The organism is Mesorhizobium sp. AR02 (assembly GCF_024746835.1).
GTDB lineage: Bacteria > Pseudomonadota > Alphaproteobacteria > Rhizobiales > Rhizobiaceae > Mesorhizobium.
This window is the reverse complement of record NZ_CP080531.1, coordinates 2,870,405-2,895,063: the sequence shown is the minus strand read 5'-3', so window position 1 is coordinate 2,895,063 and position 24,659 is coordinate 2,870,405. Positions and strand designations below refer to the sequence as shown.

At 63.8% G+C, this 24,659-nt stretch carries 23 protein-coding genes, 1 tRNA gene and 1 pseudogene; 9 read left to right on the top strand and 16 right to left on the bottom strand.

The features are described 5' to 3' along the window. Positions 1–2 precede the first annotated feature (2 nt). The 4 genes and pseudogenes from DBIPINDM_RS17960 to DBIPINDM_RS17945 all read right to left on the bottom strand — a co-directional run bounded on the left by DBIPINDM_RS17960 (position 3) and on the right by DBIPINDM_RS17945 (position 5,458). Positions 3–1,598 (bottom strand): ATP-binding protein, encoded by a 1,596-nt coding sequence (locus DBIPINDM_RS17960; RefSeq protein ID WP_258588494.1) that lies wholly within the window; start codon positions 1,596–1,598, stop codon positions 3–5. Next, complete coding sequence (locus tag DBIPINDM_RS17955) at positions 1,589–2,281, bottom strand: response regulator transcription factor (RefSeq protein WP_258588493.1); 693 nt, start codon at positions 2,279–2,281, stop codon at positions 1,589–1,591. Before DBIPINDM_RS17955 ends, DBIPINDM_RS17960 begins: the two co-directional genes overlap by 10 nt. Positions 2,282–2,284: 3 nt before the next feature. Further along, complete coding sequence (locus tag DBIPINDM_RS17950; RefSeq protein WP_258588492.1) at positions 2,285–3,832, bottom strand: DUF4173 domain-containing protein; 1,548 nt, start codon at positions 3,830–3,832, stop codon at positions 2,285–2,287. Positions 3,833–4,260: 428 nt separating this feature from the next. Further along, a pseudogene (locus DBIPINDM_RS17945) lies at positions 4,261–5,458 on the bottom strand (IS256 family transposase). Between the two features lie 429 nt (positions 5,459–5,887). Between DBIPINDM_RS17945 and DBIPINDM_RS17940 the strand changes: the two are divergent. Continuing rightward, on the top strand, positions 5,888–6,781 hold the full coding sequence (locus DBIPINDM_RS17940) for an HpcH/HpaI aldolase/citrate lyase family protein (RefSeq protein WP_258588491.1): 894 nt from the start codon (positions 5,888–5,890) through the stop codon (positions 6,779–6,781). Positions 6,782–6,817: 36 nt separating this feature from the next. Then, entirely contained in the window at positions 6,818–7,024 is a 207-nt protein-coding gene (locus DBIPINDM_RS17935) for a DUF1737 domain-containing protein (RefSeq protein WP_027145959.1), read from the top strand. 161 nt (positions 7,025–7,185) lie between these two features. Here the strand turns inward: DBIPINDM_RS17935 and DBIPINDM_RS17930 are convergent, their stop codons facing one another. Next, positions 7,186–7,608 carry a metallopeptidase family protein gene (locus tag DBIPINDM_RS17930; protein WP_095202623.1) on the bottom strand — a complete coding sequence of 141 codons (423 nt, stop codon included), beginning with the start codon at positions 7,606–7,608 and terminating at the stop codon, positions 7,186–7,188. 135 nt (positions 7,609–7,743) lie between these two features. On the opposite strand from DBIPINDM_RS17930, the gene DBIPINDM_RS17925 reads away from it, so the two are divergent. The 5 genes from DBIPINDM_RS17925 (at position 7,744) to DBIPINDM_RS17905 (ending at position 15,627) form a co-directional block, all read left to right on the top strand. Next, positions 7,744–8,376, top strand: a complete 633-nt coding sequence (locus DBIPINDM_RS17925) for a LysE family translocator (RefSeq protein ID WP_258588490.1) — start codon at positions 7,744–7,746, stop codon at positions 8,374–8,376. Positions 8,377–8,788: 412 nt separating this feature from the next. Then, a complete protein-coding gene (locus DBIPINDM_RS17920) occupies positions 8,789–9,484 on the top strand; it encodes a DUF3800 domain-containing protein (protein WP_258588489.1) in 696 nt (231 codons plus the stop codon). A gap of 359 nt (positions 9,485–9,843) precedes the next feature. Next, entirely contained in the window at positions 9,844–10,878 is a 1,035-nt protein-coding gene (locus tag DBIPINDM_RS17915) for an ImuA family protein (RefSeq protein WP_258588488.1), read from the top strand. Beyond that, on the top strand, positions 10,820–12,295 hold the full coding sequence (locus tag DBIPINDM_RS17910; protein WP_258588487.1) for a DNA polymerase Y family protein: 1,476 nt from the start codon (positions 10,820–10,822) through the stop codon (positions 12,293–12,295). The genes DBIPINDM_RS17915 and DBIPINDM_RS17910 overlap by 59 nt, the downstream gene beginning before the upstream one ends. Then, positions 12,292–15,627, top strand: coding sequence for an error-prone DNA polymerase (locus DBIPINDM_RS17905; protein ID WP_258588486.1), 3,336 nt, complete (start codon positions 12,292–12,294; stop codon positions 15,625–15,627). The genes DBIPINDM_RS17910 and DBIPINDM_RS17905 overlap by 4 nt, the downstream gene beginning before the upstream one ends. 293 nt (positions 15,628–15,920) lie before the next feature. Here DBIPINDM_RS17905 and DBIPINDM_RS17900 read toward each other — a convergent pair whose 3' ends face one another. The 4 genes from DBIPINDM_RS17900 to DBIPINDM_RS17885 form a co-directional block, all read right to left on the bottom strand. After that, complete coding sequence (locus DBIPINDM_RS17900) at positions 15,921–16,166, bottom strand: Trm112 family protein (protein ID WP_258588485.1); 246 nt, start codon at positions 16,164–16,166, stop codon at positions 15,921–15,923. An 82-nt stretch (positions 16,167–16,248) separates the two neighbouring features. Continuing rightward, entirely contained in the window at positions 16,249–16,920 is a 672-nt protein-coding gene (locus DBIPINDM_RS17895) for an LON peptidase substrate-binding domain-containing protein (protein WP_258588484.1), read from the bottom strand. A 115-nt stretch (positions 16,921–17,035) separates the two neighbouring features. Continuing rightward, a complete protein-coding gene (trxA, locus tag DBIPINDM_RS17890) occupies positions 17,036–18,055 on the bottom strand; it encodes a thioredoxin (protein WP_258588483.1) in 1,020 nt (339 codons plus the stop codon). 82 nt (positions 18,056–18,137) lie between these two features. Then, positions 18,138–18,635 (bottom strand): prolyl-tRNA synthetase associated domain-containing protein, encoded by a 498-nt coding sequence (locus DBIPINDM_RS17885; RefSeq protein ID WP_258588482.1) that lies wholly within the window; start codon positions 18,633–18,635, stop codon positions 18,138–18,140. Between the two features lie 211 nt (positions 18,636–18,846). On the opposite strand from DBIPINDM_RS17885, the gene DBIPINDM_RS17880 reads away from it, so the two are divergent. Continuing rightward, positions 18,847–18,921 (top strand) — tRNA-Gly (locus DBIPINDM_RS17880). Positions 18,922–19,016: 95 nt separating this feature from the next. Here the strand turns inward: DBIPINDM_RS17880 and DBIPINDM_RS17875 are convergent. Together DBIPINDM_RS17875 and DBIPINDM_RS17870 are read right to left on the bottom strand one after the other, a co-directional pair. Continuing rightward, positions 19,017–19,310 (bottom strand): adenylate cyclase, encoded by a 294-nt coding sequence (locus DBIPINDM_RS17875; protein ID WP_258588481.1) that lies wholly within the window; start codon positions 19,308–19,310, stop codon positions 19,017–19,019. A gap of 293 nt (positions 19,311–19,603) precedes the next feature. Next, complete coding sequence (locus tag DBIPINDM_RS17870) at positions 19,604–20,392, bottom strand: SapC family protein (RefSeq protein WP_258588480.1); 789 nt, start codon at positions 20,390–20,392, stop codon at positions 19,604–19,606. A gap of 287 nt (positions 20,393–20,679) precedes the next feature. Between DBIPINDM_RS17870 and DBIPINDM_RS17865 the strand changes: the two genes are divergently transcribed. Then, positions 20,680–20,949 (top strand): DUF6916 family protein, encoded by a 270-nt coding sequence (locus DBIPINDM_RS17865; RefSeq protein ID WP_258588479.1) that lies wholly within the window; start codon positions 20,680–20,682, stop codon positions 20,947–20,949. 294 nt (positions 20,950–21,243) lie between these two features. Here DBIPINDM_RS17865 and DBIPINDM_RS17860 read toward each other — a convergent pair whose 3' ends face one another. Genes DBIPINDM_RS17860 through DBIPINDM_RS17840 form a run of 5 tightly spaced genes read right to left on the bottom strand, consistent with a single transcriptional unit; the run spans position 21,244 to position 24,633 of the window. After that, positions 21,244–21,780: a GNAT family N-acetyltransferase gene (locus DBIPINDM_RS17860; protein WP_258588478.1), complete on the bottom strand. Its 537-nt coding sequence runs from the start codon at positions 21,778–21,780 to the stop codon at positions 21,244–21,246. 18 nt (positions 21,781–21,798) lie between these two features. Continuing rightward, positions 21,799–23,088 carry a hypothetical protein gene (locus DBIPINDM_RS17855; RefSeq protein WP_258588477.1) on the bottom strand — a complete coding sequence of 430 codons (1,290 nt, stop codon included), beginning with the start codon at positions 23,086–23,088 and terminating at the stop codon, positions 21,799–21,801. A 29-nt stretch (positions 23,089–23,117) separates the two neighbouring features. Further along, positions 23,118–23,642: a phage tail protein gene (locus DBIPINDM_RS17850; RefSeq protein WP_258588476.1), complete on the bottom strand. Its 525-nt coding sequence runs from the start codon at positions 23,640–23,642 to the stop codon at positions 23,118–23,120. 9 nt (positions 23,643–23,651) lie between these two features. Then, positions 23,652–24,125 carry a phage tail protein gene (locus tag DBIPINDM_RS17845; protein WP_258588475.1) on the bottom strand — a complete coding sequence of 158 codons (474 nt, stop codon included), beginning with the start codon at positions 24,123–24,125 and terminating at the stop codon, positions 23,652–23,654. 40 nt (positions 24,126–24,165) lie between these two features. Continuing rightward, complete coding sequence (locus DBIPINDM_RS17840; RefSeq protein WP_258588474.1) at positions 24,166–24,633, bottom strand: phage tail protein; 468 nt, start codon at positions 24,631–24,633, stop codon at positions 24,166–24,168. Between the last annotated feature and the right edge of the window lie 26 nt (positions 24,634–24,659).

The following is a 24,659-nucleotide window of genomic DNA, read 5'->3' as shown; positions in this document are numbered from 1 at the left end:
GTCTATGCCGCCGGCAGTGTGATCTCGAAGCGCGTGCCGCGCTCGCTGTCAACCAGCCGGATCATACCATCATGCGCTTTCAGGAGGGCCAGCACGATGCCGAGGCCCATGCCGGTGCCGCCGGTAGAGCGCCGCGTGGTGAAGAACGGCTCGAAGATGCGCGCCCGGTTGCTGGGCGAAATGCCGTCGCCATCGTCGCCGACCAGCACCGTCGCCTTGCCGCCGGCGCTCGTCGCGGTGATCGAAACCAGCGTCGCGCCATGCCTGGCGGAATTGTCGATGAGATTGGCAAGCACGATTGCCGCGTTTTCGGCCGATATGCGCATGGCGAGATCACCGCCCACCTCGACGCGGACTGCCAGCCTGGCGTCGACGGGCAGCAGCGCCAGCGCCGCACTGACCGAGGCGCTTTCGCCGCTCGGTGCAAGATTTTCGGCCTTCGCCAGCTCGAGCAGGCGCCGGACCAGCAGATTGAGCCGCCCGGCATCGGTGACGATATTGTTTGAAAACCGCCGCCGCTCTTCATCGTCCATCGCGCTGCCGGAATCGCGCAGCAATTCCGCCGCGCCCTGGATCGCCGTCAGCGGCGATTTGAGCTCGTGCGAGACATGGGTGGCAAAGGTCTGGATCGAGTCCGAGCGCGCCTGCAGTTTTTCCGCCATGTCGAGGAAAGCGGCGGACAGCTCGGCCATTTCATAGGTGCCGTGATGGTCGAGCGGCCGGATCGCGTCGCGCTCGCCGGCGGCGATGCGCTCTGTGCGGTCGATCAGCGCATAGATCGGCCGGCTGACGGTGCGCAGGAAGACGAGGCCGATGAGCAGCGTGCCGCCGAGAATGGCGATCGCCGCCAGGGTCACCTTGCCGCGTTCGCCATAGAGATGTTTGACGATGTTGTTGGGCGTCCGCGAGACATAGACCACGCCGGCGACCTTGCCATCGACGGCCACCGGCAAGGCGACGAAGACCCGCACCTTGGTGCCGCGGCTGACCGAATAGAGCGGTGGCGTCGGCTGGTCGGGAATGCGCAGCCGGAGCGCACTGGCATAGCGGCCGCCAAGTGCTGCGCGCACCTCCTCGACCTCGGCAAGCGACTGCCCGACCTCGCCGCGCCCGGCAATGACGACACCTTTGGGATCGAGCAGCCGGAAGCCGGCCAGCGTGGTTTTCTGCGTCGCGTCGAGAATGCCGGACAGGCGCGCGCCGATCGCGGCGAAAGCAGGATCGACGGTGGCAGCGACCGCTGCGGGACGAGTGGGAAGCACACTGTCCGAAGCGAGGTCGAGGCGCGGCTCGATCGGCCGATAGGGGCCGTCAGGATTGGCGGCTCGGCTGGCACTGCCGTTGGCCTGCGGCATCGGCGCGCCGAGTTTTTCCGGGGGAATGCCGGCGTCGCGCACATCCTGCGCATAGATGGCGGCGATGGCCGCCCCTTGCGCGATCAGTTCGGCCTCGGTCTGGCGGATCAGCTGGTTCTCGTAGAGGCGGAAGAAGAACAGGCCGACAAGCGGCAGCGCCATCACCATGATCAGGATGGCGACGACGACGGTGGCAAGCCGTGGCCGCCATTTGCGGCCGATCCATTTGCTCGTCAGCCGCATCGGCCGAGCCGGAAGCCGACGCCATGCACGGTCTCGATGGCATCCAGGCAGCCCGCCGCCGCCAGCTTGGCGCGGATGTTGCGGATGTGGCTGTCGACGGTGCGGTCGGCGACATGGATCTTGCCGCCATAGGCGCCGGCCATCACCGCATCGCGGTCGAGCACATGCGCCGGCCGCGCCAGAAACCCTTTGAGGATCGAGAACTCGATCCCCGTCAGCGCAAGCGGCTTGCCGTCGAAGCTGGCGGCATGGCTGGCCGGCGCCAGCGTGAGCTTGCCATGCGTGAACTGCCTGTCGTCGGCCGGTTCGGGCACCACCGGGCGAGCGCGACGTAGGATGACGTTGACGCGGGCGACCAGTTCGCGCGGGCTGAACGGCTTCGTCACATAGTCGTCGCCGCCCATTTCGAGCCCGAGGATGCGGTCGATTTCTTCATCGCGCGCGGACAGGAACAGCACCGGCACGTCGGAGGTGTGGCGCAGCCGCCGGCAGACCTCCAGCCCGTCCATCTCCGGCATGCCGATGTCGAGCACGACCAGATCCGGCGCCCGGCGCCCGATTTCCCGCAAGGCGGCGGCGCCGTCGGCCACGCCAAGCGTCTTCATGCCGGCCTTTTCCAGTGCAAAGCAGATCACTTCGCGGATATGCGGGTCATCGTCGGCGACGAGGATGTGATGCGGCATCGGTCAGCGGTCCGGCAAGGAAGGTTGCGCAGGCTGAGGAAGCACGAGCGACCCCTTGCTGTCGAGATAGGCAAGCAGGCGCCAGTCGCGAAAGCTCCAGGCCCGCCAGTTCTGCTGAACGGTGCGGTACCAACCCTCGTCGACGCCACGCAGTCTCGCAAGTTCGAGTGTAGCGCCGGCGTTAGGGGTTTTGCCCTGATGATCGAAAAAGCGGTCGAGCGCCGGAAATGCACCCGGGCCGAGCGAGCGCAGATACCAGGCATCGAGGGGGATGCCCTGGCCGGTCATTTCAAGGGAATGGTCGACATTGTAATTGGCGATCGTTGCGGCGAAATTGATGAAGCAGCAGGCATAAAGCGTCAGGGATAACGTCAGAAGATTGGCGGAAGAGAGCCATTCGTTGGATTTTCCAAGCGCGATGCGGGCGATGATCAGCGCAAGGCCTGATGCCACCAGCCCCATCCAGACGAAGGCGGCGATGCGCCAGTAGGTCAGCGCGTAGATGCCGACATAGAGGTCGAGCCGCAGGATCGACGAGACGACCAGCATGATGTTCTGCGCCACCCAGGCATAGACCAGCCTGCGGATGAGCGGATCGGCTGAGGTCTCGCTTCCCGGCCTGAGCGCCGCCAGGACAAAACCGGCGGCAAGCAGCGCGGTGGCAACAAGCGGATAGGCGCCGCGATGCGCATAGGCGGCGTAGCTCAGTCCGTCGGGAAGGGCTGCCCCGCCCCACAGATAGGTGGCGTCGAGCCCGGTCTGCAGCGCGAACAGGATGTTGAAGACGATCAGCGCGCGCAGGATGGCTGCCTTGCCGAACACGATGTCCTCGACGACGTGCTTTTGCGCATTGATCGCCGGTTGAGCAGCGGCAAGGGGATTGTTTGGCCGGGAGACGCGCTGACGAAAGCGCGGCAGGCGTGGCCGCAAAAAAGCCCAGACACCGGCGAGCACGAACAGCCAGAAGGCGATCCGCGCCAGTTGGATGAGATCGAGCAGCTTCATCAGGTCGATCAGCGACAACCAGTAGTCGATGACCGGATTGGCGGCGCCGAACAGCGCCAGGAAGACCGCGCCCAGCGTCAGCGGCATCACCCAGACAGCGATCGCCGCCAGCCGCACGCGGCGCCGGCCGAAGCGCCGCGCCGTCTTGCGCCAGCGGATGAAATCTCTGATGAAGCGGAACGGCGCTGCCAGCCAAAACAGCGCGATCTGGCCGGCAATGCGCGTGATGCTGTACCGCAGACGACCACTCAGCGAAAGCGTGAAGACGACCAGCGCCGCAAGCGCGATCGCGACAGACAGAGCGCTGACATTTTCGGCAAGCGGCAGCAGCGCGACAAGCAAGACGGCGGGCTTGAGCCAGACCCTGATGTCACTGAAGGCCGCGGGATGCACGGCCACGACCGCGGCGGCGATGAGGATGGCGAACAGGAAGACCGTGATGCCGGCGGGCTGACCGTAGAAGAGGAAATCCGCCAGCACGACCAGCAGCACGGCAACACCGAAGCGGCTGCAATAGCTTGGTGCTGCTGTGAAAAACGATGTCATGAACTGACCTTCCTGATTGCGGCCGGTCGCCATGACGGCGGGCTCTTGCGGGCAAAGGGAATGAGGAGCGCCGCAGGCTTCACGCGCGGCGGATCGACCAGCCACCAGCCTTCGCTGCGCAGGCGCTGTGGCAGGGACCAACGGGGTTTTGCTCGCTTCTGCATGCCGCCTGTCTCGCAGACGCGCAGGGAGACGGCAGGGCGGATCCGAGGAGCTTTTCCGCAGGCATGTGCAGTTTTCGTGCAGGGGCTGCGCCTCACGGCTGCCCGCCATCCTTTCCGAACGTTGGCGCTGCCCCAGTCAGGCTCCTTTCCTCTCCCTCCGGAGGGGGGAGAGGTGGCTCGGCGAAGCCGAGACGGAGTGGGGGAACCACCTGGCAACCGGTTGTGTGCGTCAAGTTCTGCAAAAAGGGGCGGCCATAGTGCTGGTCATGCGGCTTGGCGTAGAGCGAGCTTTTTGTGCTCGCGCAGGTCGTCCATGTTGATGTAGCGGTTGGCCTCCATCCAGTTTTCGTTGGTCTCGACAGCCAAGGCCCTGACAAGGCGCAGGCAGCTTTCGGCGTTGGGGAAGATGCGTACGACATAGGTGCGCCGGCGGATTTCCTCGTTGAGGCGCTCGAGCATGTTGGTGGACTTGAGATGCTTGTGGTGCTGTCTCGGCAGCCTGAAGAAGGTCAGAGTTTGTTCGATGGCATCTTCGGCCCAGCCTGTCAGGCGCGGATAGCGAGGTGACCATTTGGCAAGCCATGCGGCGAGATCGGCCCTGGCCTCGGCGAGATCGCGTCGGTCGTAGAGCCAGCGCAGCTCCTGCAGGCAGTCATCGCCGTGCTTGCGCGGCAGATGATCGAGCGCGTTCCTGAGGAAGTGCACGTAGCAGCGTTGCCCGGGCGGCTTCCGGGATCACCTCGCCGATCGCCGCCACCAGGCCGGCGTGATCGTCGGACACGACCAATTCGACGCCCTTGAGGCCGCGCGCCTTCAGTGAGACGAGAAAGTCTTTCCAGGCCGAACGGCTCTCGCGATTGGCCATCTCCACAGCCAGGATCTGGCGCCGGCCGTCCCAGTCGATGCCGACCGCGATCAGCACCGCCTGGCTCATGACGACGCCGGCTTCACGCACTTTCTCGTAGCGCGCATCGAGGATGAGGTAAGCAAACGGCTCTTGAAGGGGACGCCTGGCAAAGGCAGCGAGGCTCTCGTCCAGCCGCTTGTTGATGGCCGAGATCGACGAGGCCGAGAAAGCATGGCCGCACAGCTCTTCGGTGATCGCCTTCACCTTGCGGGTCGACACGCCCTGCACATACATCTCGGCCAGCGTCGCCACCAAAGCCCGTTCCGAACGCTGATAGCGCTCAAACAACTCGGTCGAGAAGCGCCCCGAGCGGTCCTGCGGAACCCGCAGCTCAAGCTTGCCGACGCGCGTCACAAGGGTGCGGCCATAGTAACCCGAGCGATAGCCAAGCCGCTCGGGCGTGCGTTCGCCCTTCGAAGCACTCAGCGCCTCATCCATCTCGGCCTCGAGCACCTCCTGCATCACCGCACGGATCACTTCGTGAAGTCCGTCCGGGTTCGAAAGCAGAATGTCTTTGACGGAGGCGCTGGCGGTCTTACTTTCAATCTTGGTCATGGTGGCGTTCCTTCGCGGGAATCGGTGACGTGAACAATCACCAGCCTGCCATGACCGCCCCTCTCTCAGCGAATTTGCAGAACTCTCAGCACACTACCTGGCAACCGCCGCGAACGGACATAGGAAGGGGCACTAGGCGCAAGCATCGCCTCGCCTTGCACCCAAGGGTCGACCCCCACTCCGTCGAGCTTCGCTCGACACCTCTCCCCCGATCGACGGGGGAGAGGAAGGGCCCCCTTCCGCAACTGCTGCGGAGGACGCCGAGCTTCTACCTCCCCCTTGTGGGGAGGTCGGACCGAAGGTCCGGGTGGGGGTCCGGCGCCGCACCCCCACCCCGCTGCTTCGCAGCGACCCTCCCCACAAGGGGGAGGGTGGGCCGCACAGCCCTGCGCGCTTGCCTCACCCGCTCACACGCGGCATAGATCGGTTATGACCGAACCCTACCGCCCGCGCCGCTCCGTGCTCTATGTCCCGGCCTCCAACGACAAGGCGCTGGCCAAGATCGCGCAGCTGTCCTGCGACGCCGTCATCATCGACCTCGAGGACGCCGTCGCGCCGGCCGACAAGATTGCCGCCCGCGAAAAGCTGCCCGCAATCTTCGCCAGCCGCCCGGCTGCCAACCAGTTTGGCCACCGCTGCGAGATGGTGGTGCGCGTCAATGCGCTGGCCAGCGAATGGGGCGCCGACGACCTCTTGGCCGCGGCAAAATTCGAGCCCGACGGCATCCTGTTGTCCAAGGTCGCCACACCGCGCGATATCCTCGAAGTCGGCGACGTGCTCGACGACAATTTTGCTCCCGACAGCGTGAAACTCTGGGCGATGATCGAGACGCCCAAGGCGCTGCTCAACATCGGCGCCATTGCCGAACTGGGCCGCGATCCGGCCTCGCGCCTCAATTGTTTCGTTGCCGGAACGAACGATCTGGCCAAGGACACCGGCGTGCTGGCGACGCCTGACCGGCGCTACCTCGTGCCATGGCTGATGCAGATGGTGCTGGCCGCGCGTGCCGGCGGCCTCGACATGCTCGACGGCGTTGCCAATGATTTTCGCGACCTCGACGCCTTTGCCCATGAGTGCGCGGGAGGCGCCGCCATGGGCTTCGACGGCAAGACCCTCATCCATCCGGCCCAGATCGACGCCGCGAACCGCGCCTTCGCGCCGTCTCCGGCAGCGCTGACTGAGGCGCGGCTGATAAAGGACGCCTTTTCACGTGCCGACAATGCCGACAAGGGCGTGATCGCGCTGAACGGCAAGATGATCGAACGGCTGCACCTGGCGCAGGCCGAAAAACTGCTGGCGAAAGCCGCCGCCATCGGCGCATGATCCCGGCTAAATTTATTCACGACAGGACTTGAGAAAATGAAACTCTACCGCTTTCTGACCGCCCCGGACGACGCCAGCTTCTGCCACAAGGTGACAGCGGCGCTGAACAAGGGCTGGCACCTGTTCGGCTCGCCGACCTACGCCTATGACAAGAAAGCCAAGACCATGCGCTGCGGCCAGGCCGTGGTGAAGGATGTCGACGGTCAGGAATACGGGCCGGATACCAAGCTCAGCGACTGGTAGAGTTGGCAGGCGCGACGCAGGCTGTGTCGAGATTCAGGTCAGGCCGAGTCGAAAATGGTGGTGCCCGAGAACCGGAGCGGAGCGTACTTTTGGGTACGTGAGCACCGGAAGCGCAGGGGACCGCCATTTGCAGACCGGCATCACCTGAATATCGGCACAGCCTACTCGGCAGCTTCTTCGATCCGCTCCATATCCTCGTCCGACAGGCCGAAATGGTGGCCGATCTCGTGGATCAGCACATGGGTGACGATGTCGCCCAGCGTCTCCTCGTTCTCGGCCCAGTAGTCGAGCATGGCGCGGCGGTAGAGTGTGATGCGGTTCGGACCTTCGCCGGTCTGCGGGTTCCAGCGTTCGGCAATGCCGCGGCCCTCGAACAGGCCGAGCAGGTCGAAGGGCGTCTCCAGCGACAGGTCGTCCATGATCTCGTCGGTCGGAAATTCCGCGATCTGGATGACGATCTCGCCGGTCAGCTTGCGAAAATCCTCCGGCAGATGGGCGTAGGCCTCCAGCGCCAGGAACTCCAACTCCTCCATCGAGGGCGCAAGTTCGCCATGCCAGGTGCGGGTTTTGTAGATGCGGGCCATGCTTTGTCCTTTGATCCCGGCATATAGGCTTTCGCACCGGTCGAGGCAAATGAAGCGGGAATTCCGGTTTCAGGTTCTTTGCCGCTGCCGGGGAATCGCGTAGGGGTCGGTTCCGGCCATCTCTCAGGAGTTCTCATGCCGGACCTTTCCACCATCGGACTTTTCGCCATTGCCTGCCTCGCTTTGACCGCGACGCCGGGGCCGGACATGCTGCTGATCGCCTCCCGCAGCGCCAGCCAGGGTCGCGCCTCGGGCCTGGCGACCTATGCCGGCATCGCCGCCGGCACCTATTGCCACGCGCTGGCCGCCGCTTTCGGCCTGTCGCAACTGTTCCTGGCGGCGCCCATCGCCTACGACATCGTGCGCTATGCCGGCGCCGCCTACCTCGCCTGGCTCGCCTGGAAAGCATTTCGTTCCGACGGAACGGCATTTGCCCCGGTCGCCGGCCTGCCGCGCTATTCGCGAAGCCGGATTTTCCGGCAAGGCCTGCTGACCAATCTGCTCAACCCGAAGATGGCGCTGTTCGTGCTGGCGCTGTTCCCGCAATTCGTGCGCCCCGAGACCGGTTCCGTCGCCGGCCAGATCCTGCTGCTGGCGACCGTGCTCAACCTGATCGGGCTGCTGGTCAACGGCCTGGTCATCCTGACCGCCAGCCGGATCGGAGCGGCGTTGTCGCGGCAGACACGGTTCCAGCAGGCACCGCAGATCCTGCTCGGAACCGTATTCGCCGGGCTGGCCGCACGGCTGGCTCTTGGTGGCCAGCGGTAGTCTCCCGGCGGGAGCATTGACGAGCCGGTGATTGATGAAGAAACACCTCGTCGCTTCGTCATTCTGGGGCGGAGCAAGGAGCGTAGCGACGCACGCAGACCCCAGAATCCATGCCGGGACTTCCAAGCGCCGCTGCGGTGCAGAATTCTGCTCCGCTGCACTCTTCGGTCAAGGTAACAGAATGGATCCCAGGGTCTCCGCGACGCCGTCGCGCGGCTGCTTAGCCCGACAACGTCATGGGTGGCGTGTGGCCAGCGTAGATGTTGGGCTTGCGCCCGTCGCGCAAGGAAATAAATCTCGCAATTGTACCTCGTGTACCTAATGAGATATGATCATGTGAAATGATTTCCCGAGTCGCATAGGGGGTCGGCCTACCTTAATAGTGCCTGACTCACGTAAGCGGTGATTCACATTGCTAGTTTGTTATTTAGACGATAGCGGCGAATCCGCCGAACCTGTTATAACGCTCGCAGGGCTTCTAAGCACTGCCGAGAGCTGGCAGCAATTCGAGATGGATGCTCGGGTGCTGTTTGATAGCGTAGGTTTGGAGTACCTTCATACTGTTGACCTGCATCATAGGCGATGTGCATTCAAAGGGTGGAACAGCACGGAGACTGCTGCTTTCGCCAACGCACTATTTAGACTGGTAGAGGCACATGGCGGCTTTGGAGTTGAGTTCTCCGTTTTAAAAGCACGCTATGAAGAGCGAAAAAAGGCTCTAGGGCTCAAGCTTGGCGTTTCAGCAATGGGTATGTGCTTTCGTGGCGTTGTTGACCGCATTGTCAAAGATGAAGGGTTTTTGGAAGCGGAGCAGATGCCGGGAGTTGATCTTTCCTTCGTCGTGGAAAGTGGCCACGCGAACAACAACGACATTTTAGCGCGGTTCGACGCCATAAAGGAAATGGATCCGAAGCGATTCGGATCACTGGTGTTTGAGGATAAGAAAAAAACGATCGCGTTACAGGTGGCTGATTTCGTGGCGTTCTACTCTCGCCGCATACGCAACGCAACGCAGGCGAGCCCCCGAACTGCTGAGTATGAGAATTTCATTCGAACACTGGGCGGCATAAAGCATCGCCCATTCCTGGCTACAGATTTCGGCGTCTAGACAACACCTTCGAGACGGCGTGCTCAAATGACTCTCCGCTTTCGTCTGCCTCGATATGTCGAGCGGCTTTCTTGAGCCGCTCGGATTGCTCCTTCGACTAAGCTTTGGCGCCTTTTGCCGCTTGGCTTTCGGGCGGTATTTTGACGGTCGCCTGACGCCATAGGGCGCCTCACCTTGCACTAGTCGTTTCATAGGTCAGTCGCCTAGCAACGGCCCATCAAGATGCACCGACCCGCGTGTCAGCCTTCCAAGGCTACGCGAGCAGGAATAAATTCCTTGTGACTCTGCTTGACTCTTCGGGTCGCCTCTGGAATCTATAAGAACATAACAGGAACAATTGTGAGTGGACACTGACCGTCATGGCGATATCAGCCGTGGCGCGGGAGACTGTTTTTGCCCTGCGCCGCCAGATCGCGAAGATCGAGGGAACGCTGCCCGAGCGCCTGCAGGCGCCGGCTGGCGCGCCGCTTGATGCCGACGCCGATGCCGATCTCACGATCGTCCGGCGCGGTCTTGCCGCGGCCTTGCCGGATGCTTTCCTGCCGATCGGCATCGAACGGCTCGATGCCGCCCTGAGCGGCGGCCTGCCGAAAGCGGCGCTCAGCGAAATCCATGGCCTGGAAACCCGCGATGCCGGAGCCGTCGCCGGCTTCGCTTTGTCGCTCACCAGCCTGATCCTCAAGCAGGCGCAAGGGTTGCCGGTTTTGTGGATCGGCACCTCGGAAATCTTCCGCGAGGCGGGCTTTCCCTATGCCAGGGGGCTGCAGGCCGCCTTCGGCATTGAACCAAAACAATTGCTGTTTTCCGAGGCGCCAAAACTGGTCGATGCGTTGTGGGTCGCCGAGGAAGCGGCGCGGATGACGGCACTCGCCGCCGTCATCCTGGAAATCCGCGGCAACCCGCAACGGCTGGACCTGACCGCGACGCGCCGGCTGCATGCAAGGGCGCAAAGTGCCGGCCGCCCCGTATTCCTGCTGCGGCAGGCGGCCGAACCCGAACCGACGGCGGCGCCGGTCCGCCTCATCGTCTCGTCGGCGCCGGCCGTGCCGCGCGCCACGGTCGCCGGGCCGCTCGCCGGTTCGATCGGCCGCCCCGCCTTCACCATCAGCATCGGCAAGAGCCGCACGGCCCTGCCTGGACAATTCACACTGGAGTGGAACCCCGATGAACGCGTATTCGACGAAAGAAGGGGCGAGGAAAGACGGACAGACCGGGCAAAGAATCCTGTCCCTGTGGTTTCCCTATCTGGCGGCCGAAAGGATCCTGCGGCAGCGTCTGGGGCGGTCCTGGCGTTCCCGGCCGTCGGATCACCCGGCGCCATCTCACCCACCACTGGTGATCAGCCACCGCCAGGGCAACGCCCAGCGCATCTCAGCCCTCGACGAGCGGGCTGAGGCGCTGCACCTGAAACGCGACATGGGCATCGCCGATGCGCGCGCCATGCATCCCTCGATCGACATTGTCGAGGCCGATACCGAGGCCGACCGCCGCCTGCTCGAAGGCCTGGCCGACTGGTGCGACCGCTACACCCCGCTGGTAGCGCTGGACGGAGTGGACGGCCTGTTTCTCGACGTCACCGGCTGCACCCATCTGTTCGGCGGCGAACGCGCCATGCTGGACGACATCCTGTCGCGCTTTTTCCATCAGGGTTTCGATGTCCGCGCCGGCCTTGCCCCGACACCAGGGGCGGCCTGGGCAGCGGCCCGGTTTTGCGGCGACCGCATCGTCGCTGGCGGCGAGGAGGAAGCGCTGCTCGCCCCCTTGCCTCTGGCCGCACTGCGCATCGAACCGGCAACCCGCGCCAGCCTGGAAAGTGTGGGCCTGCGCACGGCGGGCGCCGTCATGGCGGCGCCACGCGCGCCGCTCGCCCGCCGCTTCGGCGCCACCTTGCTGCTGCGTCTCGACCAGGCGCTTGGCCGCCTCGACGAGGCGGTCTCGCCGCGCCTTCCCGTGGCGCCGCTTTCGGTCGAGCGCCATCTTGCCGAACCCGTCACCCTGACCGAGGACATCGAACGGCTGGTGGGCCTGCTGGCGGCGACCTTGAAGACCGATCTCGAGCGCCGTGGCGAGGGCGCCCGGACGCTGGCGCTGCTGCTCTTCCGTGTCGACGGCGCCGTCAGCCGCATTGCGCTCGGCACCTCGCGGCCGATGCGCGACCCCAGGCTGATCCAGAAACTATTCCATGAAAGGCTGGCAGCGCTCGAGCAGGACATCGATGCCGGCTACGGCTTCGATCTGGTGCGGCTCTCGGTGCTGGCCGCCGCCGCCTTCGACATGGCGCAGACCGATCTGACCGGCGACGTGACCGACGATGGCGCCGACATCGCGCTGTTCGCCGACCGCATCCGCGCCCGGCTCGGCGAGGGCGCCGTCCTGCAGCCGGTTCTCGTCGAAAGCCATCTGCCGGAACGCGCCGTCGCCATCATCCCGTTCAGCGAAGCCCCGCGCCGGACCACACCGCCGAAGAAGTCGGACAGGCTGCAGGCGCCCACAACCATCTTCCCGCCGGAACGGCCGATCCGGCTGTTCCGCGCGCCCGAGCCCATCGAGGTGCCGGCGACCGAAATGCCGGAGGGTCCGCCGCTGCATTTCCGCTGGCGGCGCGCGCTCTACCGCGTCACCCGTGCCGAGGGTCCCGAACGCATCGCCGCCGAGTGGTGGCGTGAGGCGTCAAGTGATCCGGTCACATCGACCCGCGACTATTTCCGCATCGAGGATGTCGACGGCCGCCGCTACTGGCTCTACCGGCAAGGCCTTTATGGCAACCCGCAGGTGCCGCCGCGCTGGTTCATGCACGGGGTCTTCGCATGAACGCGCTGACCGTCATTCCCTATGCCGAGTTCGGCATCCAGTCGAATTTCTCCTTCCTGCGCGGCGCCTCCAAGCCGGAAGAACTGGTGGTTGCGGCCAAGCTGCTGGGTTTCTCCGCGATCGGCCTTGCCGACCGCAACACGGTGGCCGGCGTGGTGCGCGCCTGGCAGCAGGCCAAGGTCGAAAAGCTCTCCTATCACCCCGGCTGCCGGCTGGTTTTTGGCGACGGCACGCCGGATATTCTCGCCTATCCCAGGAACCGCGCCGGCTGGGGGCATCTGTGCCGCATGCTCACCCAAGCCAATCTGCGCGACGAAAACGAAAAGGGCGCCACCCTGCTTGAGCGCAGCGATCTGCTCGAATGGGGGGATTTGATGTCGCTGGCGGTCCTGCCCGATCTGGCGGCGGACGCGGAAGAGAGTCTCGCTTTGCTCCGGCAGCTCAAGGAGCGCTTCGGCAAGGCCCTGCGGCTCGGCGTCTCGCCCTGTTATGCGGGCAATGACCGCTTCCGGATCGAGCAGGCAGCGGCGTTTGCCCAGAGCACCGGCATCCCGCTGATGGCAACCAACGATGTGCTCTACCACACGGCCGAACGTCGCCCGCTGCAGGACGTGCTGACCGCGATCCGCCTCAACACACCCGTCGCCGAGGTCGGGCTGGAGCTCACCGCCAATGCCGAACGCCATCTGAAGCCGCCGCTGGAAATGGCCCGCCTGTTCCGCAGGCATCCGCAAGCACTGGCCGAGACTTTGCGGTTTGCGGAAGAATTGACCTTCTCGCTCAGCGACCTCCAGTACAATTACCCCGACGAGCCGACGGAATCGGGTCTTGGCCCGCAGGCCGAGCTGGAAAGGCTGGCGCGGGAAGGTGCGGCCAGGCGCTTCCCAGGCGGTGTCCCGGCCAGCGTCATAAAACGCATCCAGGAAGAACTCGCCCTGATCGAGCGGCTGAATTACGCGCGCTACTTCCTGACCGTTTACGACATCATCAAATTCGCCCGCGGCCAGAACATCCTCTGCCAGGGCCGCGGCTCGGCCGCCAATTCGATCATCTGTTTCTGCATCGGCATCACCGAGGTGGGACCGGACAAGATCGACACGCTGTTCGAGCGCTTCATTTCCGAGGAGAGGAACGAGCCGCCTGACATCGACGTCGACTTCGAGCATGAGCGGCGCGAAGAGGTGATGCAGTACATCTATACGAAATACAGCTCCAAGCGCACCGCGCTTGCCGCCGCCGTCATCAGCTATCGCGGCCGCTCGGCGCTACGCGAAGTGTCGAAGGCGATGGGGCTGTCGGAGGATGTCCGGGCGTCCCTGTCCGGCTCGATCTGGGGCTGGTCGACCTCGAAGCTCGGCGAGAAGGAAGCCCGCGCCGGCGGTCTCGACCGGAGCGACCCCACATCGCGGCATGTGATGGAACGGGCCAACGAGATCATGGGCTTTCCCCGCCACCTCTCCCAGCATGTCGGCGGTTTCGTCATCACCCGGGACCGGCTCGACGAGATCGTCCCCATCGTCAAGACGGCGATGGACGAGCGCAAGATGGTCGAATGGGACAAGGACGATCTCGACGCGGTGAAGATCCTGAAGGTGGATGTGCTGGCGCTCGGCATGCTGACCTGCCTGCAACGCGCCTTCACTCTGCTTACGAACCACTATCCAAAAGCCCGGGATCCCTATGGCCAACCCTATGTGCTGGCCACCTTGCCGCCGGAAGACAGGCGCGTCTACGACATGATCGGCCGCGCCGACACGCTCGGCGTCTTCCAGATCGAATCGCGCGCGCAGATGTCGATGCTGCCAAGGCTCAAACCAAAGGATTTCTACGACCTTGTCATCGAGGTGGCGATCGTTCGACCGGGCCCGATCCAGGGTGACATGGTCCACCCCTATCTGCGCCGCCGGCAAGGCAAGGAAAAACCCGAGTATCAAAAACCGGAGCTGGAGGCGATCCTCAGCAAGACGCTTGGCGTGCCGCTGTTCCAGGAACAGGCGATGAAGATCGCCATCGTCGCCGGCGGCTTCAAGCCGGGCGAGGCCGACGAACTGCGCCGCGCCATGGCCACTTTCAAGCGCACCGGCACCATCGGCAATTACCGCGACCGTATGATCAATGGCATGGTCGGCAAGGGCTACACCAAGGACTTCGCCGAGCGCTGCTTCAAGCAGATCGAGGGTTTTGGCGAATATGGCTTTCCCGAAAGCCACGCCGCCTCCTTCGCCTTGCTCGTCTATGCCTCCTGCTGGTTCAAGACCTTCTATCCCGACGTGTTCTGCGCCGCGATCCTGAATTCGCAGCCGATGGGGTTTTATCAGCCGGCGCAGCTGGTGCGCGACGCGCGCGACCATGGCGTCGACATCCGCGACGTCGACGTCAATTTCTCCGTCTGGGACTGCACCCTGGAAAAAGCGCCTTTCGATCCGGCCCGCATCCTGCCGCGCCATGCCGAAATGTGCGGTGTCATCGAGACGTCCAATGCGCTGCGGCTCGGCTTCCGCCAGATCAAGGGGCTTTCCAAGGAACGCATGGAGCAATTCGTCGCGCGGCGCGGCTCCGGCTACTCGACCGTTCGGGATGTCTGGCTGCGCTCCGGCCTCGATGTCGACGAGATCGAGAGGCTGGCGCAGGCCGATGCCTTCCGTTCGATCGGCCTCGACCGCCGCGAGGCGTTGTGGGCGGTGCGCGCGCTGGGCGCCAAGAGTGCGGCCGAAAAGCTGCCGCTGTTCGACCAGCCGGCGATCAGCCTGCGCGAGCTGGAGCCGGAAACGAAGCTGCCGAAAATGCCGCTCGGCGAGCATGTCATCCACGACTACCGCTCGCTCGGCCTGTCGCTGAAGGCGCATCCGGTGGCCTTCCTGCGCGAGCGGCTCGACCGCGCCGGCGTCACGCCCAATGCCAACCTGCCATCGGTACGCGACGGCAGGCGGGTTTCCGTCGCCGGCCTGGTGCTGGTGCGGCAGCGCCCCGGCAAGGGCAATGCGATCTTCCTGACGCTGGAGGACGACAAGGCCGTCGCCAATGTCATCTTCTGGGAGAGGACCTTTACCCGCTTCCGCCCCATCGTCATGGGCGCGCGCTTCGTCAAGGTCAGCGGGAAATTGCAGTCGGAATCCGGTGTGGTCCATATCGTCGCCGAGAAGATCGAGGATCTGACACCCTGGCTGACCGTGCTTCTGGAGAAGGTCAGCGGGGCGGGGCCGTCGGCCACTCACCACGCCTCCAGCGAGGGTCCGGATCGCTCCAGCCAAGCGGCGCCGGCGAGGCAAGACCTCGCAACACTGTCGGAAGAAGCGGAAAGCGTCATGCCCAAGGGGCGCAATTTTCAGTAGGCGCGGCCTTTACCCTTCGTCATCCACGGGCGGAGCAGGAGCGAAGCTCGTCGCGGAGACCCGAGGATCCATGCCGCGACATCAGGCGAAGAGTGCTGCGGTGCAGAATGCGCTGCTCTTCGTAACGGTGCCTGAACATGCCGTCTGTCGCGCTGCATATCGGGGTCAAGAAGCGCTCGATTCTGGCCCGCTTTCGCGCGTCACATACGTCGCGGCATGGATCCCAGGGCCTCCGCGACGTCGCTGCGCGGCTGCTCCGCCCTAGGATGACGAAGGGAGGGCCGCTCTGCCGCTCAACCCGGCCCGCTCAGGCGGGGCGGCGGCGCCAGCACATCCTCCGCCGACAGTGTCCGCGCCTCGGAAGGCAGCATGATCGGGATGCCGTCGCGCACCGGATAGGCGAGTTTGGCGACCCGCGAGATCAGTTCACCGCGCTCCGGATCCCAGGCCAGCGGCCCCTTGGTCAGCGGGCAGGCCAGGAGCTCCAGCAGCTTGGGGTCGACATTGATCTTCTTTCCGTCACGCCCATCCGCCGCCATCGTGTCCTCTTCTGACCAACTGTTGGAAGATGTGTCGAGATTCAGGTCAGGCCGGCCAACATCACCCGGATATCGGCACATCTTACTGTAAGCTCGAGCCAAAATCCTCATTCTCACGCGCCAGCGCCATTTCGGTGATGGCGATCAGCGTCTCAGCCCGCGTCTTCAAATCCGCGGCTTCGAGCAGCGCCTGCTTCTCGGCAGGTCCATAGGGCGCCATCATCGACAGCGCGTTGACCAGCATGGCATTTTCGGCGCGGCTGACGCTTTCCCAGTCGGCTTCGAGATCATTGGCCTGCAGATAGGCGCGAAATGCCTTGAGCAGTGCCGGCCGGTCGATCTCGTTCGCCGCCGGATCGTCATCGAGATCGGCGAGGAAGGGCGCAGGCTTGGCCTGGCGAAACGGCGTCTTGACCGTCAGTTCATGGGCAATGCGAAACCGGCACACGCCTTGTAGTGAAATCAGGTAACGGCCATCGCCGGTTTCGGAAAAGGCGATGATGCGGCCGGCGCAGCCGACATTGCAGAGTTCCGGCTCGCCATCCTCGCGCAGCGCGCCGTCGAGACGGGGCTGGATGACGCCGATCAGCCGCGAACCGGCGACCGCTTCGTCCACCATCTGCAAATAGCGCGGCTCGAAGATATTGAGCGGCATGCGGCCGCCCGGCAGCAAAAGCGCCCCCTCGAGCGGAAAGATCGGGATCGTCGACGGCAGATCCTTGGCGAGCCGGTAATGCGCGTTTCCCGCTTGCACCTCATTCCTCCGATCGACTTCTTCCGCCTCCCGCCGCCGGGCCTGCCGAAGTCAGCTTCCTAATCTGGCGCGGCGACCGCCGACGCCAAGCCCATGCGACGAAACAGCCGCCGGCTCAGGAAAACAGCAGCGCCGACAATTTGCGCCGAGCGGCCAGCGTCGCCTCGTCGGTCATGCCCCAGGCCTCGAAAAGCTGCAGCAATTGCGTTCTGGCGCCATCCTCGTTCCAGGCGCGGTCGGCCTTGATGATGGCGAGCAGATTGTCGGCTGCCGCCGTGCGCTCGCCCCTGGCGTTCTGGATCATGGCCAGATCGAAACGCGCCTGATGGTCTTTGGGGTTTTCCGCCAGGCGGCGCTCGAACTCGGCCGGATTGCCAAGAGCGGCCGCCTGCGCCGCAAGCGCCATCTTGGCGCGCAAGGCGGCGAGAACAGGCGCGTCCTTCTTGGCCTCGGGTGCCGTTGCCAGCAACGCCTCGGCGCCTTCCGTGTCGCCAGCCTCAAACAGCAGATCGCCCAGCCCGGCGATCGCCTCGATCGTCTCCGGCGCCTGCGCCAGGATGGCATCAAAAATGTCGGCGGCGGTCTGCATGTCGCCGGCATCGCGGGCTTCAGCCGCCGCCACCAGCGCCTCGGCCACGGCCGGGGCGCCGTTGCCCTTGCCGCCGACCTTGGTGATGAATTCGGCGATCTGGCTCTCGGGAATGGCACCCATGAAGCCGTCGACCGGCTGGCCGTCCTTGAAGGCGATGACAGCCGGAATCGACTGGATGCCGAGCTGGCCGGCGATCGAGGGGTGATCGTCGATGTTCATCTTGACCAGCTTGACCTTGCCGCCGGCGGCCCTGACCGCCTTTTCCAGCTGCGGCGTCAGCTGCTTGCAGGGGCCGCACCACGGCGCCCAGAAATCGACCAGCACCGGCTGCCGGCGCGATTCCTGGATGACGTCGGCGGCAAAGGCCGCGGTCGTGGTGCCCTTGATGACATCGCCAGTGACAGGGGGGCCCGGAGGCGCGGCAGGCGCATCGCCAAGCGAGACCTTTGCCGGCGTGGGGGCGGTCCCGCCATACTGTACGGTAGTGGCATACTGGCCGCCACTGCTGCCGAATGACCCGCCAAACGGCTTGTTGTCGCTCATCTCGTCACCCTTTCGGTCGCGCCGCCGGTCCGCGGGGTCGGCGCCATGTCATTGGAAGTCGGTTTCGCCATGCATGTGGCGATCATGCCGAGACTTTCAAGATAGCAGCATCATGCCCGGTTGCCTCGACGAATCTGATGAGATCGGCCGCCGCGATCGATGTCGTCGCCTTATTGGTGAGCGGATGCGCGTTGATGACGGCATGCGCCATCAATTCCTCGTCGAGCACCAGCTTGACCCGGTTTTCCCTGTCGTTGATGACGCCAAAGACGGTGACGGCACCCGGCGAAACGCCCAAAAGCTCCATCAGCATCTCCGGCTTGCCGAAGGAAACACGGCCGGCAGCGCCGATCAGCTGGTGAATCTGCTTGAGATCGACGACCGCGTCCTCGCCGACGGTGACCAGGAAGAAATTGTCCTTTTTGTCCTTCAGGAACAGGTTCTTGGTGTGCCCGCCGGCGATCTCGCCGCGCAGCGCCTGCGAATCGGCCACCGTATAGAGCGGCGGATGGCGTATCGTCGAAACGGCAATGCCGAGTTCGGCAAGAAAGGCAAAAAGTTCGGTTTCGCTCTTCGGCATCGATCTTCTTCTCGTCCAATTCCTGCCTTGCCGTTTACGGCCAATGCGGTGGCCGACACAAGGCCATCGCGCAACGGCGTGGCAAAATCCGCGCGGCGCGGGCGGTTTGCCGGCATTGCTTGGGACGTTGCAAAAAGCCTGCGATTTCCCTGTTGCAATCGCCGCGCTCTTCAGCCATATAGGCCCGGCTTGCGGCCAAGACGCCGTGTGAGCGGGTGTAGCTCAGGGGTAGAGCACAACCTTGCCAAGGTTGGGGTCGAGCGTTCGAATCGCTTCACCCGCTCCAATTTCCTCAAGGGAAATCAAGCATCGAAAAGCCGCGGAACTCCGCGGCTTTTTCGTTTTTCGGGCGGATGGAACCCTGGCGGCAAAAGCCGGTCGTCACTTATGGGACTGCTGGAAGCCGGCAACGTCGTACTGAGACACGCTCTTCGGATTCTTGGAGTTCTGCGGCTGGGTGCCTGCGTAATGTGTTCCTGCGTTCCCGTCTGGGTTGAAGGCGGAACCCGGGGCGGTGCTGGCATTGCCCGGCGTAACACTTCCTGTTTGAGGGGTGCCAATCGTTTGACTGGGCTGACCTTTCGTCCCCGTTACCGAGTGGACATTGGCGGTCAAAGCCAGGCCTGTGGACGTCATGAGCAAGCCCAGCACGATGGGAATGAGGCGATGTTTCATCGTTATTCTCCCAAAAGCGGTTTGATTTTAGGGCGCTCGCGGTCTTAGGAGCACCCGGCGAACTAGGACTGAAACGCTTTTCAGGCCGCCGTTCATCCCGAGCATCGCGAAACTGTGATGTCGTGGCCTGTTGCATAGGCTGACCCCCGCCTTCCGGTGGGTGCACGGGACATCCGGAATTCCTGCGGCGACTTGAAATTCGCGCACGCAAGCGGATTTTCCGGCGGCGCTGTGCCGGCCTGTCGTCAAGCCGAGGTTCGCCGCGGCTTTTCGTTTTCAGACCGCCGGACGCTCTAACCCGCCTTGCGCAGCGATGCCTGATGCACCAGCGAGGTCCAGCTGTTGGTCGAGGCGAGGTGGCAGTAGAGCAGGCCGAGCGCGCCGGATTTTCTGAGGTCGAGGAAGGCTGCGTCGCTCAGCTTGTTGAAGGCCGGCTCGTCGATCACCTGGAAATCGGTGAGGTTGAGCACTTCGCCGCCTTCCAGCGTCACCTTGCTCTGGCGCGGCGCGAACAGGCCATGCGCGTCGATCTTGTCGATCATCTCGCGCGTGGCGCGGAAGTCGATCTGGAACTGGTTGCAGAAGGCGAGCGCCTGCTTGGTTGCTTCGGTCGGCTCGTTGCCGCTGAAGAACGGTGCGACCTTGTCTTCGCGGAACGGCGCCATGAGCTGGTCGATGACCCGCTCGCTTGCCCTGTCCACGCACAGCGTCAGCCGGCCTGATGTGGTCGGGTCCTCGGCAAGGATGAAGGGGTAGCGGCGGACATAGGCGGGAATGTAGTGCGGCGCGGTCCACCGGCCGTCGGCATCGACGAACAGGTTCTCGCCCTGGCGCACGCCGGTGATGATGACAGGCGATTTGGCCGGGCCGATGAAGACGATCGGGTAGGAGCGCATCGCCGCCGGCATTTCCGACGCCACCACCGGGATGGCATGCGCGGTGCGCGCGAAGGCAAAGTCGCCGCGCGCGGTCAGGCCCAGCGAGCCGTGCCGCGCCGGGTTGAGCGCTTCGGGCCTGGAGTAGAACAGCGGCATTGCATCGGCCGCCGGCGCTGCTTCTGTCTTTGCCCCGGTGTCAGCCATGGTCTGTCCCTTTCTCCCGCCAGCCGATCAGGCCGGCTCCTCCGCATCAGACCCCAAGACTGGCATCTGCTCTTGTTGCGCTGATCTTGGTTAGGCCAAGACTCCGGCGCAGGAACAAAGTACTACAGTGTCCGTGGCACGCGTAAAAGCACGACCGCTACGGTATTTTGCTGTTTGCCCGGACGAATTGTCTCGTCCAGCACCCGGACAGGCTGCCGGGCCTATGGACAGCCTGCCGCGAAGCGGCGAGATTGCCGCCAGAAGGCAAGCGGATTGAGGCTGATGGCATGGCGTCGGTAACGGATTTCGAGCAGGGGCAGGTGTTCACCATCGAGGCCAGCGGCCGGCAGGTCTCGCTGGAACTGAGCGCGGTCAACCCCATCGCCGCCAGCCCGCGTCCAGGCGGCGGCTTTTCGCTGATGTTCCGGGGCCCGCGCGAAACACCGCTGCCGCAGGCGACCTATCGCTTCACGGGTAATGGCGGGGAGCATGACATCTTCATCGTGCCGGTCGCCGCCGACGCGGCCGGCCGACTTTACGAGGCGGTGTTCAATTAAGATCTGGTTTTGTGCCGCATGCGTTCGGGCCTACCGCATCGTGACTGGGCCGGATGCGACAATCTTTGCGGTCGGCGCTGCCCCTCACTGTCCTGCCGGACATCTCTCCCCGTAAACGGGGCGAGAGGGGCTGGCCGCAACGCCGGCGCCTTTCTTGCAACGCTGACAATTGGCGAAGTCATCGATGACAGCGTCCCTCTCCCAGTCACTATACGGGGAGAGGATGCCGGCAGGCAGGTGAGGGGCAGCGCCGGCGGTAGCCATCGGGAACGACCGCTGTGACGCAGCAATTGATCATGGATCATCACCCGCAGCCGGCGCACACGCCATCAGATCGTAAACGCCCTTGTCCTCGACCACCGTGAAGCCGAGTTCGACATAGAGAAGCCGCGCCGGATTGTTCTTCTCGACATGGATCGACGCTGATTTGCCGGCTAACCATGCCTCGTCGATGAGGTCGCGCAGCAGCGCCGAGCCATATCCCCTGCGGCGATGGCTGGGCAGGAAAGCGATGTCGATGATGCGGTGCTGGCTCGGCCAGCGCTCGATATAGAGGCGGCCGATGTCTTGTCCGGCCCGCTCCACCACCAGCCAGTCGGCCTCGGGATAGTGTTTTCTGTAGTGCGCGTGCTGCGCCTGGAACTGCATGTCGAGGAAGGCGGCCTTCTGCACCTCGCTCCACGACGTCACCGCGAGTTCTTCCAGGCGCGTCGAGGCGTAGAGCCGCGACAGGAACAGCAGGTCTGCCTCGGTCGACCGACGGAAAGCGAGCCCGGCTTTTTCAGACCGGGACCACGCTGGACGGTGATATGTCGGGCCTGTCTCTGCCACGTTGCCCGAATTCAACGGTCAGACCGGCGGCGTCAGGTCGCGCACCACAATGGCCTGGTTGACATTGCTGTCTGCAAGCGACACCCAGGAATATTCCCATTCGGTGCTGTCGATGCCCATCTGCGACAGCGTCCACAGCGAGTTGCTGTTGTTGGGCGCGCCGCTCATCAGACTGAACAACGCGAGGCGGCCGTCGGCATTGTAATCGAGCATCAGTCGCGTATTGGCGCCGGAGACATTGAAGTCGCGCCATCCCGACCAGTTCTGCGTGGTAGCATCATACTGAGCGTTGAACGAGTGAACATGCTGCTGATCGGAGGAGACGAGCATGATGTCGCCATTGCCCTCGATACCGGCGGCAAGCGTGTATTTGGCAACCCTGCTGTAGCCAGTGGTTGCCCAGGGCGTCCAGGTATCGGCTCCAGCAGGCTTCTGGCGCGTGTGCAAGACCTGACCGCTCTGGGTCAGGGCAAACAGATTGGTGGCGCCCAGCGGCCCGACAATCGGCGCCATCTGGGTGAACCCACCGGTGGCAGCGGTGTCGATCTGCACCCATTGCGTCCAGTCGGCGGCCTTCAGCGCCTCCGGCTTGGCTTGCTGGCAGCGGTAAAGATGCAAGCCCGAATTGATGCCGAACAGCGCGATGCGACCATCGGCCTGACGTGTCGCGGTGATCGCCACCAGCTGACCAGGAATCTGAATCCAATCGCTCCACTCCTTGGCCGGCGGAATGCGCTCATCGACGGTGACAACGATCGGTGTCGTGGTGCCGGGCGGCGTGATGGTTTTCTGCACCTGCACGATCTGGTCCGGATTCTGGTAGATCCACCAGATGTAGCCCTGATTGTCGGTCACGAAAATTTCGATGCGGCCATCGGCATCGCGCGCCATCGAAAACTTTTGGTAGCTGGTGGCGATGGGCGGTGCGCCGATGTTCTGGGGCGGATTCCACTTGTCGACCGGGCCGACCTGATTGGCGTCTTCGCTGATGAAGGACAGATTGGTCGTCCCCGACAGCTGCGCGACGACCGCCACCCTTCCGTCCTTGGTGATGCCGGCTGTCATCTGCACATAGGTGCCCGGAGCGATAATCGACCACTGCGCGGGCCATGGCCCGTTCGGCGCGGTCTGCGCCTTCTGGATCAGCCGCCCCGCCGCCGTATCGATGGCGACCACCATCAGCCGCGACAGTTCGAAGAATGACTTGCCATCCTTGTCTCCGGCGCGGGGTGCCTCTGCCTTCGGCTCTGCTGGCTTCTTAGCTTCATGGCTTGCCGCCACCGGCTTCGACGTTGCTTTCTTGGCCATCGTATCGGTCCTGAGAACAGGGTTCAGTATCAGCCTCTTGGCGGGAAAATGCCTTGCAGCGCGATGCAGAAGTTGAGTGTCAGATAGGGCATCAGATTGTTGTGCGGCAGGCCGCCACCGGTTAGCCCCACCGCATTGGGGCTCAACGGCGTCAAGCCGGCATTGCTGGTCTGATAGACCGGGCCGCCCGCCGATCGTGCCAGTCCCGTCGAGGGCGACGGCGCGAACAGCAGCGCGGGAGGAACGGCGGCCATCAGCGAATGCACATGTTGCGGCATCTCGCTCTGGAGCACGGTCACCGTGGTTGATCCCCCGGTTTCCCCCAGGAAGTGATCCGATCCGCCGGCAGCCTGGCCGGGCTGCATCGGTGCATTGCCTTGCATGTTCGGCAAGGCAAAGTTCGATTTGCCGTCGCCGCCATAGGTTGTGCCCAGCAACGAGAACAAAGCCGTGTTTTGCGAGATCGGCATGATTTGGCCGTCACAGGCGGCCCAGCCCTTGGGCGCGAAATTGAACGGAAAAATGCGGATTTCGGCGACGAATTGATCAGACATTGTCTTGTCCTAGCTCTGGCTCGGGAAAATGCCGAACAGGGAAATGATGAAATTGATGCAGAGATAGGGCTGCAGATTGCTGTGTGGCTGACTGCCACCGGTGGGGGTCATCGACGACGGCCCGAGGGCAACACTGGGATTGACGGCGGAATAGACTTTGATCGTGGACGACTGGGCAAGCAGGTTGTTGCCCGGAGCGCTGGTGCCGCCGATATTGGTTGTCGCCATGAACGGGTGTGAGTGCGAGGGAATCAGTTGCGTTGTGAGCGTAACGTCCTCCACGCCGGCCATCTGTCCCAGCACGAACCCGTTGCCCTGATGCAGCGGCAGCCGACCGGACAGGTTGGGCAGATTGAACGTCTCTTGTCCGTCGCCGCCAAAGGTGGTGCCGATCAGATTGAACAGTGTTTCGTTTTCGGAAATCGGCAGCTGCTGCCCCTGGCAGAACATCCAGCCGGCCGGAGCGAAGTTGCCGGCGAACATGCGAATCTCGCCTACGAAGGTCGTCATCGTTTGATCTCCTTCAATTTTGCGAGGGGAAGATGCCTTGCAGGGCGATACAGAAACTCAAAGTCAGGTATGGCTGCATGTTTTCATGCGGCTGGCTGCTGCCGACATTGCTGACTTCCGTCGGAATCATCGTCGTCAGGTTCGCCGGTGCGCCGTAGAGCTGATTGCCCGGCCCGAGATAATTGTTGGTGGCGATCACCTGGTCGCCATCCACTGTCGAGGCGCTGGCACCATGCAGGTGGGTCGGCAATTCCTGGAGGGTGAGCGTATGCGACGGCTCGCCGCCGGTCTGGCCGAGGAAAAACCCGTTACCGCCCATATGCGTCGGCACGCGCCCCTGCAGATTTGGCAGCCCGAACGTGGTTTGCCCGTTGCCGCCATAGGTCGTGCCCAAAAGAGCAAACAGCGCCTGATTCTGGTTTATCGGCAGTAATTGCCCGTTGCAGAGCGCCCAGCCCTTGGGGGGAAAGCCGAATGACATCAGCTTTATTTCCGATAGATATGGCT